This is a genomic window from Flavobacterium sp. (genome assembly GCF_049318325.1).
Taxonomy (GTDB): Bacteria; Bacteroidota; Bacteroidia; order Flavobacteriales; family Flavobacteriaceae; genus Flavobacterium.
Window position 1 is genome coordinate 1 of the sequence record NZ_JBMOGQ010000089.1, and the last position, 9724, is coordinate 9724.

A 9724-nucleotide genomic window follows, 5' to 3' on the forward strand; every position below is an offset into this window, starting at 1 on the left:
AAAAAAAAATCGACGATATTTGTTGAAATCACCGATGAAGAAGATCAACTCGCCTATACAATTGCCGATACTACTCCATCTATTGAAGATTCATTAATTATAGAACAAAACTTATCCCGGTTATTGCAATTCATCAAAGAATTAAAACCTCATTACCAGGAAGTAATTCAACTGCGTTATTTTCAGGAAATGAGTTATCAGGAAATTTCAGAACAACTTAATGAACCATTGAGTAATGTTAAAATAAAATTGCTTCGCGCCAAAAAACTGTTGGCAGAAATCATCGAAAGCAAAAAATAATCACTTCTTTTTTTATTAAAAATATCTGTTAAAAATTCATTGAAAAAGGGGTTTTAATGTTTTTATTTTAAATATTTTACCAAATTATATACTATTTTATAATCTGCTACGTTATATAATAAAAACATCTTGCTTATGTAACATAGATACTTAACTTTTAAATCATTTAATTATGTCAAACGTTAATATTTATGAAAAAAACTGGATAGATCTGGTTTTTGAAGACAAGAACAAAGCATATGGAGCGTATCAGTTACGCCAGGAAAATTCACAAACTACATTATTTGCCTTCTTTGGTGGATTAACACTAATTTTAGTTCTGCTTGGCGGTTGGTTCTTATTATCTTCTTTCGGAAGTAAGCCTGAACCCACGATAATCAACTGTCCGGTTTCACCAACAATTACACCTATAAAACTAAAGCCAAGAGTTGAGCAAACGAAACCTATGAATCCAAAGATTCAGGCTAAAGCTGCTTCACCAAATAAATTTAAAAAATATGTAGCTTCTACAACTCCTGAAGAAATAAAGGTTCCGGTGACCGCAACAATACCAATGACTTCTAATACTTCTGGCAATGGAACCGAAACTGGTTCGACAGTTTCTACATCAACAGGCGGAGAAGACCCTACTCTAACTACTATCGCTCCAACAAACGTAGGAAGTGAACCTGTTCTAAGTGGCACATTAGACCGACTTCCTGAATATCCTGGTGGAATAAAAAAATTCTATGAATATGTAGGCAACAATATTGAAAAACCAGAAGTTGATGAACATTTAAGTATGATAAGTGTTATAATGTCTTTTGTTATTGAAAATGACGGTGCAATGAGTAATATTAAAGTGCTAAGAAGTTCCGATAAAAATCTGGAAAGAGAAGCTATTCGTGTATTGAAATCACTAAAAGTAAAATGGGCACCAGGCTATAAAGATGGAGAAAAAATGAGAACACTTTATACACTTCCGATAAAAGTTACCCTTTAAAAGTTACGTTAGTATTTCTCCCTTTTTGCCCTTGAACCTGACCAGAATTAAAAACTTGTCAGGTTTATTATTTTTAATAACTAGTGTAAAAATTTTAGAAAATAAAGGTTTATATTTTGATTAAATATCGGTATTATTGTATACTTTATTGCAGTTATGAAGATTACCTTAATTACACTCCTATTATCAACATTATTCTACTTTTACAGTCCAAAAAAGGATTGGAACACTTTTGAATCTGATAAGGAAAATCCCAATGACAGTTTGTATGTGATTTCTAGTTTTCCGATTAAAATGGGAAACGTATCTGATGAATACATCAATGAAAAAAGAAAAGAAATAGATTCTTTTTATAACAAAAATATTAATTCTCCATACTATAGTGGTGGTTTCATTGTTGTAAAAAACGGTCGTGTCATTTATGAAGATTATAAAGGATTTGCTAATCTAAAAACCGGAAAAAAAATTGACGCTACTACTCCAATTCATTTAGCGTCTGTAAGTAAAGTGTTAACAGCTACAGCTATTTTAAGATTAGTGCAACAAGATAATATTACACTAGATCAAAAAGTAACAGATTGGCTTACTAAATTTCCTTATAAAAGCACTACAATAAGAACATTACTCAATCACAGAAGCGGTTTACAACATTATGCCAATTTTCCCAGATTGATGAAAAAGAATTGGAATCGAAGAAAAGTACTGACTAATCAAGATGTTTATAACTTAATGGTGCAAAATAAATTCCGATTAAAAACTCCGAATGACACTCATTTTGATTATTGCAATACCAATTACGTAATCTTAGCTTTAATCATTGAAAAAGCTACCGGTTTAAACTATCGACATGCCATGCAGGAATTAATTTTTAAACCGTTGGAAATGAAAAATACTTTTGTTTTTAACTATGATACGGATAGAGAAACGGCTTCCAAATCGTATAGAGGAACTACAATATTTCCATGGGATCAGTTTGATAATTTATATGGTGATAAAAATATTTATTCGACACCAAGGGATTTGGTAAAGTTTGATATGGGAACCTATTCGCCCGAATTTATAAAGCCGGAGCTTATAGAGGAAGCATATTTTGGTTATAGCAGTATTCATGATGTTGCTAAACCAATTAAAGATTATGGTTTGGGAATGCGTATGCGATTTTTGCCTCCTAATAATGAAAAAATGATATACCACAACGGTTGGTGGCATGGAAACAACACGTCATTTGTTCCGGTAAAAAAAGACACTATAACTGTAGTTTGTTTGGGAAATAAATATTCAAACCGACCTTATGCTACTTTGAGTATGGTAAGCAGTCTTTTTTACGAAAAGAAAACAGAAATAGAAAAGCCGCTTCCGCCTGAAACAGAATGCGAAGAATGATTATTCTGTTACTAAATAAATTCCGTCGTCTTTAATTTCGATAAGTTTGTCTTTGTAGAGTGAACCGATTGCTTTCTTAAAAGTTTTTTTACTCATCTTCAACACCGTTTTAATGTCTTCCGGATGACTGTTGTCATTCAATCGCAGAAAACCTCTACTAGCTCTAAGCTCGTCAAGGATTTTTTCGGCATTAGGTTCAATGTTCTCATATCCTAATTTTTGCAACGAAACATCAATTTTATTATCGGGACGAATCGATTTGATATAACCTGTCATCCTATCTCCAGTTCGGACATCATCATAAACTTGGTCTTTGTATAACAATCCTTTATGTATGTCGTTGATGATGACATTAATTCCAACTTCGGTAATGTGGGAAATGATTAAATCTACTTCATCTCCAACTGCAACTGTCAAATTTTCATTGTTCAAAAATTGATTGGTTTTGCTAGAAGCTACAATTCTATTGGTTTTTTCATCTATATAGGCAAAAACCAAATAGCGTTTTCCCTTTTCCATTGGCCTAGCTTGTTCTTTAAACGGAACGAGTATATCTTTCTCTAAACCCCAATCTAAAAAAGCACCGATATTATTAACATAATTCACACGAAGTAATCCAAATTCATCCATAAGTATATAGGGTTCCAATGTTGTTGCCACCGGTCTTTCTTCATGATCAAGATAAACAAAAACAATCAGCTCATCACCTATATTGTATTCCTTTGGAACATATTTCAGCGGCAGTAATACATCGTCTTTTCCATCGGTTAAAAATAGTCCAACTTTAGTTTCACGTGCTATTTTGAGTGTATTGTAATGTCCTATTTCCATTTTTTTAATGCTAGCAATTTAGGCTGTAAAGATAATGTTTATTTTTCGCCACTTATAAACGAATAATTCTTATGTATCAGATAAAAAACATTCTTGTGTTCTTAGCTAATTAATATCTTTGAAATGTAACAAAACAGATGCTTTTATTACTAACGAGGCTATGAGTGACAATCTAGAACAATTATTTGTAAAGCAATTAAAGGACAATCAAAACATTATCCACAAGATATGTCGGTTGTATACCAATGATGAAGATGCTCATAAAGATTTGTTTCAGGAAATTACCATTCAGCTTTGGAAAGCATATCCAAAATTTAGAGGAGACTCTAAATTCTCAACTTGGGCTTATCGTGTGGCGCTAAACACTGCCATTACGCTTTATCGAAAAAGTACACGAACAGTGGCAACCACATCATTCGAAGCACAAAAACATTTCATATCACAAGAAGAATACAACTTTGAAGAAGAAGAACAAATCAAGTTGATGTATCAAGCGGTTCAACAGTTAAATGATATCGAAAAAGCACTCGTTTTTCTATATTTAGAAGACAAAGATTATACTGAAATATCAGAGACTCTGGGTATAAGTGAAGTAAATGCTCGAGTAAAAATGAACAGAATTAAAGGTAAATTAAAAAAAATATTAAATCCCTAAGGATTATGGAAGAGTTGGATTTATTAAAAAAAACGTGGCAAAAAGACAGCCATTATTACGAGCAAGTTTCCGAAAACGAAATTTATAAAATGCTGCACAAAAAATCATCCTCTATTGTAAAATGGATTTTGATTATCAGTATCATTGAAGTATTGTTTTGGGCAGTCATTAGTGTTTTTTTCAAAGTTGATGAAAACTTGAAAAACCTTAACGCGGAAAATCTTAGTGTATATTTCCAAGTTCTAAATGTTGTAAACTATGTAGTAATTTTATGGTTTATCTACAATTTTTATAAAAACTATATCAAGATTTCGACTACAGTTTCAACGAATCAATTAATGCACGACATTTTAAAAACACGTAAAACGGTTCAGTATTACGTTTGGTATAATTTGGTAATGGCACTTATGACTATTATTGCCGCCTTTGTCATGGAATTTGAATTTAATCCAAAAATGGAAATAGTAAAAAACAAAATAGCAAATGAAAACAATTATCAAACTTTGTTTGTTATAGTTGGCATAATGCTATTAAGTATTATAGTATTTATTGGATTAGTTTGGTTGTTCTACCGTTTATTGTATGGTATTTTACTCCGAAAGCTGAACTCCAATTATAAAGAATTAAAAAAAATAGATTTGTAAAAATAAAATCCGAGTTAATTACGGAATCTCTTTTTTGTCAATATTCCATTCTCTAAACTTGTTTAGGCGCTCTTGTTCTTCAATTTCTTCAGCTGGAATCACTTTTAAAAATGATGGATGCTGCTCTATGGCAAATTCTATTTTTTCAACAATCTGCTCAATCGTTTCGTTATTATAATCAATAACCAAAGGTTCTTTAATGATAAACGATTGCAATATATTTTTCTTTTTTACACGCAAGCCTTTTTTGTCAAATGAACGACGGAAACCGTCAATTACTATTGGAACCACTACAGGCTTGTATTGCTTAATAATATGAGCTGTTCCTTTTCTAACTGGTTTAAAAGACTTAGTTGTGCCTTGTGGAAAAGTAATTACCCAACCGTCTTCGAGTGCAATTCTGATATTCTCCGTATCATTTGGATTTACCTCACGTTTTTCGGTTACGTCTTTACCACCGGAACGCCAAGTTCTTTCTACCGAAATGGAACCTACATAAGACAGAATACGAGGTAACAAACCTGATTTCATGGTTTCACTTGCAGCAACATAATAAATATTCATTTTAGGCTGCCACAAATAGCCTAAGTTTTTAATAGTATCATGCCTTCCTGAAAGACTTGCATTAAAAACATGAAACATCGCGACAACATCGGCAAAATAAGTCTGGTGATTAGAGATAAAAAGTACGTTTTTATCTGGTAAAGAAGCAATGATTTCGGAACCATCAATTTGCAATTCGTTAAAACCTCTGTATCTTCTGTGAGTAATTAGACCAAAAATTCGGATTAACCATTTTTTTATAAAAAGAATATGACCAAAGGGATTTCTTTCAAATAAACCCATAAATTAATTTTATTAAACCTGATAATTCGGAAGGCAAATCTACAAAAAGTAATAAGTTATAAAACTAATTTTAATGATTCTTTTAATTCACTTAACATCATGGCTGTTGCGCCCCAAACGAAGTGTTCATTTACTTGAAAACCAGGGACTTCTATGTTTCCCGCATAGGATGTCTTCATGGTATTGGTAACGATAATTTTATCATCCAAAAAATCTTTTAATGGCAACTCGACAATACCTGCTACTTCATCTACTTGTAATTCAAAGTCTAATTCAACTTGGCTGTAACCCAAAAAAGGATAAACCATATAATTGCTAGGAGGAATATAAATTTCAGTAAAAGCGCAAACTACATTAATTACACTAGGATGAACTCCAATTTCTTCATAGGTTTCCCGAATAGCCGTTTGTCTTAAATCAAAATCTTCTGGTTCTACTTTTCCTCCGGGAAACGCAATCTGTGAAGAATGTACACCATTGTATGAATTTCTAAGAATTAATGCTAAATGTGTTTCTGATTTTTTTGGATAAAAAAGCATCATAACGGCTGCCTTTTTGGGAATTGTTTTAGTGAAATCGATATTTTTCAATAATTCTTCTCTGTTTGGCGGAACCATTTTTACATGTGCTTCCCTTGCCGGAAGGGCAACATTTAGTAATTTTGGCGCATATTTTAAGAACTCATCGAAATGCATCTTGATTAATTTAGGATTATAAAGTTACCTTAAAAAATCAAAGCACTCAAACTTTTACAACTTTAAAATGTTTAGCAAAGAAGAAGCATTACTCATAAAAAAAGAATTTTGGACCGAATTTGCTAAGGCTTATCCCAGAAAATGGTTGCTTTATGACACCAAAATAAAAGATGTCACTTTTAAGTTTTATATCGATAATAAAAAGGCACAAGTACTCTTGGATATTGAGCCAAAAGACGAAGAAAAACGTAAAATCTACTTTGAAAAGATTGAATCATTAAAGACGATTTTGCTCGAAGATTATCTTCCTGAAGCTATTTTGGAGCGGAATTTTTATCTCGAATGCGGTAAAATTATTAGCAGGATTTGGGTAGAAAAATTAGGTGTGAGTTTGAATAATAAAAATAATTGGGAAACAATTTTTGACTTTTTCAACGAGACAATGACACAGTTTGAGTATTTTTATTTTGAACACGAAGACTATATCAAAGATTTAGAAATCAATACTTAACGCAAGATTACATCTTTAATTACTTCTTTGCCAATTTCTTCGTTTATCATATTAATAATCTTCTGTTTGCCATAACTCAATTCTTCTCGCAATACTGCCGAAGTTAACGAAACATAAAGTGTAGTTCCTTTTAAAACCACTTCTTTAGTATAGCTATTGACACCATTTCCCATTAGCGATTTCCAGGCTGCTTCAACGTCGATTTTGTCCATGCCGTCTTGGAGTTTATTTTTTTCAATAAACTCTTTTAAAACATCACCAATAGACCCTTCGTTGCTTACTCGTCTTGCCATTATTTAAATGAGAATGGTTTAAATTTTTTATAGGTGTATTCTAAATTTTCTTTGTTTTTTAAAACTAAAATTGAATCTTCAATGGATATGATTTCTTCCTTCCATTTGCCATATTTAGTATTGTATTCTAAAAAGAAAGAATTGTCATTTTCAACTATTTTAATATTTTCTTTGATGCCATTAGTTTGGAATTTTCCATCGAACTGCGGCATTACTTTTTGTCTAAAACCTACCAATTTATTGTCAACCTGAGCTTGTCGAAGTTCAAAATAATCTATAGTTTCATTAATTTTATAGTCTTTGGTTTTACCAGTCGAGAATTTAACCTGTTTGATTTCCCAATAGCCATTGATTTTTGCGATATCTTCCTTCTTTACATTAGAATGACACGAAATCAGCAACATAATAAAAAGTAACACTAGAGCATTAACGAATAAGCGAAGTAACCTTGTATTTTTCATAGCATAAAATCGTATTGATGAATGACAAATTTAATTTTTAAAATTAACACAGTCATAGAAAATAAATATTGCTGCCGAAGATACTAGAGATTCTATATTTTTTTTTAACGCTTTGGACAAGAATTAGTGCTTTGTCTCAGTAAAAATTACTTTCTAAATCTGATTACGGCATAAACAAATAATACAAAAGCAAACAGTCGCAACCCAAGGAAAATACTTGGTAAAGGTTTTTCTATAAAGTAACTTAGTCCCGCAATTCCAATACCTATTGCTATTAATTTTAACGAAGATGATTCTTTAAAAAAAGATATAATTTTATTCATGACTTTTTATTTAAAAAAGGAATCTACAAATTCAAATTTATTAAAAACCTGTAAATCATCAATACCTTCACCTACTCCAATGTATTTTACCGGTATTTGAAATTGATCTGAAATTCCTATAACAACTCCGCCTTTGGCAGTTCCGTCAAGTTTGGTAACTGCAAGACATGAAACTTCTGTCGATGCTGTAAATTGAGTAGCTTGTTCAAAAGCATTTTGTCCCGTTGAACCATCTAAAACTAATAAAACATCGTGTGGAGCGTCTTCAACTACTTTTTGCATTACGCGTTTTACTTTAGTTAACTCATTCATTAAATTTATTTTATTGTGTAAACGACCAGCAGTATCAATAATGACAACATCAGCATTTTGAGTAACCGCGCTTTGTAACGTATCAAAAGCAACTGAAGCAGGATCACTTCCCATTTGTTGTCTTACAATTGGCACGTCTACTCTATCAGCCCAAATTTGCAATTGGTCAATCGCAGCAGCACGAAACGTATCGGCAGCGCCAAGAACCACTTTATAACCTGATTTTTTGAATTGGTATGCTAACTTTCCAATGGTGGTAGTTTTTCCAACACCATTAACGCCAACAACCATAATTACGTATGGTTTTTTATTGGCCGGAATGCTAAACTCTGTTTCTTCTCCCGATTTTGTTTCAGATAAAAGTCCGGCGATTTCTTCACGAAGGATTTTATTTAATTCTTCTGTTCCCATGTACTTATCATTGGAAACACGCTCTTCGATTCGCTTTATTATCTTTAGTGTAGTTGCGACACCAACATCTGACGAAACTAATACTTCCTCAAGATTGTCTAGAACTTCATCATCAACCTTTGATTTTCCAGCTACGGCTTTAGTTAGTTTGGAAAGAAAAGAAGTCTTGGTTTGTTCCAAACCTTTATCTAAAGTTTGCTTCGCCTGTTCGCTTATGCTCGGGTCCTTTTTTTCGGAGGAAAATATTCTTTTAAAAAAACTCATTTAAAATTAAGGATTAAGCCCTTCGACTTCGCTCAGGGTGACAATTAGATTTTACTATGACTTAATAATTTATCGAGGACAAACCTCATCATTTTTATACTGCTCAAAAATATAAAAATTTTATGAGGTGCTGCCCTTCCTTAAGCAAAATATTAAATTCAGAAAAAATATAAAAATAAAAAAGCTACTTCCGAATGAAAGTAGCTTTGATATATAATTTTATTGGAATTATTTCTTTGCTAAGAAACTATCCACTTCTTCTGGTGTCATAATGCTTTCAACAAAAGTATAAGCTCCTGTTTTTGGAGATTTTACCATTTTTATAGCTTTAGATAATCTTTTAGAAGCTGTTTGCAGGGTTGCTACGGTTTTCTTTGCCATGATTTATATCTTTAAAATCCTTAAAATGTTAACAAATTTGAAATTATTATTTTATAAAAATTTCGAATTATTTAATTTCTTTATGAATAGTCATTCTCTTCAAGATTGGATTAAATTTTTTAATCTCTAATCTGTCCGGAGTATTCTTTTTGTTTTTGTTTGTAATATAACGAGACGTACCAGGAAGACCTGTTCCTTTGTGCTCTGTACACTCTAAAATAACTTGTATTCTATTACCTTTCTTTGCCATCTTACTTTATTTTTATTGGATTTGGAAATTATTTAATAAATCCTTCAACTTTAGCTTTTTTCAAAACTGCAGCCAATCCATTTTTATTGATTGTTTTAATTGTAGACGCAGCTACTCTTAGAGTAATCCATCTGTCTTCTTCAGCAAGATAGAAACGTTTTTTAACTAAGTTAACAGAAAAT

General features: G+C 31.8%; 16 protein-coding genes. 6 read left to right on the forward strand and 10 right to left on the reverse strand.

The genetic code is table 11. The features are described 5' to 3' along the window. The 3 genes from ACOYLP_RS08570 to ACOYLP_RS08580 all read left to right on the forward strand — a co-directional run. A partial coding sequence (locus tag ACOYLP_RS08570) for an RNA polymerase sigma factor (RefSeq protein ID WP_422855761.1) occupies positions 1 to 300 on the forward strand: 300 nt, incomplete at its 5' end. 172 nt (positions 301 to 472) lie between these two features. Beyond that, positions 473 to 1282: an energy transducer TonB gene (locus ACOYLP_RS08575; protein WP_422855762.1), complete on the forward strand. Its 810-nt coding sequence runs from the start codon at positions 473 to 475 to the stop codon at positions 1280 to 1282. Between the two features lie 156 nt (positions 1283 to 1438). Beyond that, complete coding sequence (locus ACOYLP_RS08580; RefSeq protein WP_422855763.1) at positions 1439 to 2665, forward strand: serine hydrolase domain-containing protein; 1227 nt, start codon at positions 1439 to 1441, stop codon at positions 2663 to 2665. Here ACOYLP_RS08580 and ACOYLP_RS08585 read toward each other — a convergent pair whose 3' ends face one another. Next, entirely contained in the window at positions 2666 to 3496 is an 831-nt protein-coding gene (locus ACOYLP_RS08585; RefSeq protein ID WP_422855764.1) for a CvfB family protein, read from the reverse strand. It abuts the gene before it with no gap. Between the two features lie 160 nt (positions 3497 to 3656). On the opposite strand from ACOYLP_RS08585, the gene ACOYLP_RS08590 reads away from it, so the two are divergent. Further along, the gene (locus ACOYLP_RS08590; RefSeq protein ID WP_422855774.1) at positions 3657 to 4151 is read left to right on the forward strand and encodes an RNA polymerase sigma factor; all 495 of its coding nucleotides are present in this window, start codon (positions 3657 to 3659) and stop codon (positions 4149 to 4151) included. A gap of 5 nt (positions 4152 to 4156) precedes the next feature. Beyond that, the gene (locus ACOYLP_RS08595) at positions 4157 to 4795 is read left to right on the forward strand and encodes a hypothetical protein (protein ID WP_422855765.1); all 639 of its coding nucleotides are present in this window, start codon (positions 4157 to 4159) and stop codon (positions 4793 to 4795) included. Positions 4796 to 4813: 18 nt separating this feature from the next. On the opposite strand, the gene ACOYLP_RS08600 is transcribed toward ACOYLP_RS08595, so the two are convergent. Both ACOYLP_RS08600 and ACOYLP_RS08605 read right to left on the reverse strand, forming a co-directional pair. Then, positions 4814 to 5641, reverse strand: coding sequence for a lysophospholipid acyltransferase family protein (locus ACOYLP_RS08600; RefSeq protein ID WP_422855766.1), 828 nt, complete (start codon positions 5639 to 5641; stop codon positions 4814 to 4816). Positions 5642 to 5697: 56 nt separating this feature from the next. Continuing rightward, positions 5698 to 6336: an NUDIX hydrolase gene (locus ACOYLP_RS08605; protein ID WP_422855767.1), complete on the reverse strand. Its 639-nt coding sequence runs from the start codon at positions 6334 to 6336 to the stop codon at positions 5698 to 5700. Between the two features lie 67 nt (positions 6337 to 6403). Here ACOYLP_RS08605 and ACOYLP_RS08610 point away from each other — a divergent pair, with 67 nt between their 5' ends. Continuing rightward, entirely contained in the window at positions 6404 to 6847 is a 444-nt protein-coding gene (locus tag ACOYLP_RS08610; protein ID WP_422855768.1) for a DUF4268 domain-containing protein, read from the forward strand. On the opposite strand, the gene ACOYLP_RS08615 is transcribed toward ACOYLP_RS08610, so the two are convergent. From ACOYLP_RS08615 to ACOYLP_RS08645, 7 genes are all read right to left on the reverse strand, one after another. After that, positions 6844 to 7140, reverse strand: coding sequence for a DUF721 domain-containing protein (locus tag ACOYLP_RS08615; protein WP_422855769.1), 297 nt, complete (start codon positions 7138 to 7140; stop codon positions 6844 to 6846). The genes ACOYLP_RS08610 and ACOYLP_RS08615 overlap by 4 nt on opposite strands. Next, entirely contained in the window at positions 7140 to 7601 is a 462-nt protein-coding gene (locus ACOYLP_RS08620; RefSeq protein ID WP_422855770.1) for a hypothetical protein, read from the reverse strand. The genes ACOYLP_RS08615 and ACOYLP_RS08620 overlap by 1 nt, the downstream gene beginning before the upstream one ends. A gap of 146 nt (positions 7602 to 7747) precedes the next feature. After that, on the reverse strand, positions 7748 to 7924 hold the full coding sequence (locus tag ACOYLP_RS08625) for a hypothetical protein (RefSeq protein ID WP_422855771.1): 177 nt from the start codon (positions 7922 to 7924) through the stop codon (positions 7748 to 7750). A gap of 6 nt (positions 7925 to 7930) precedes the next feature. After that, a complete protein-coding gene (ftsY, locus tag ACOYLP_RS08630) occupies positions 7931 to 8911 on the reverse strand; it encodes a signal recognition particle-docking protein FtsY (protein WP_422855772.1) in 981 nt (326 codons plus the stop codon). A gap of 228 nt (positions 8912 to 9139) precedes the next feature. Next, positions 9140 to 9292, reverse strand: a complete 153-nt coding sequence (locus ACOYLP_RS08635) for a DUF4295 domain-containing protein (protein WP_136152050.1) — start codon at positions 9290 to 9292, stop codon at positions 9140 to 9142. Positions 9293 to 9359: 67 nt separating this feature from the next. After that, the gene (gene rpmG / locus ACOYLP_RS08640; protein WP_422855773.1) at positions 9360 to 9542 is read right to left on the reverse strand and encodes a 50S ribosomal protein L33; all 183 of its coding nucleotides are present in this window, start codon (positions 9540 to 9542) and stop codon (positions 9360 to 9362) included. 28 nt (positions 9543 to 9570) lie between these two features. Further along, positions 9571 to 9724: large ribosomal subunit protein bL28 (locus ACOYLP_RS08645; RefSeq protein ID WP_422855775.1), on the reverse strand; the 154-nt coding region annotated here is incomplete at its 5' end.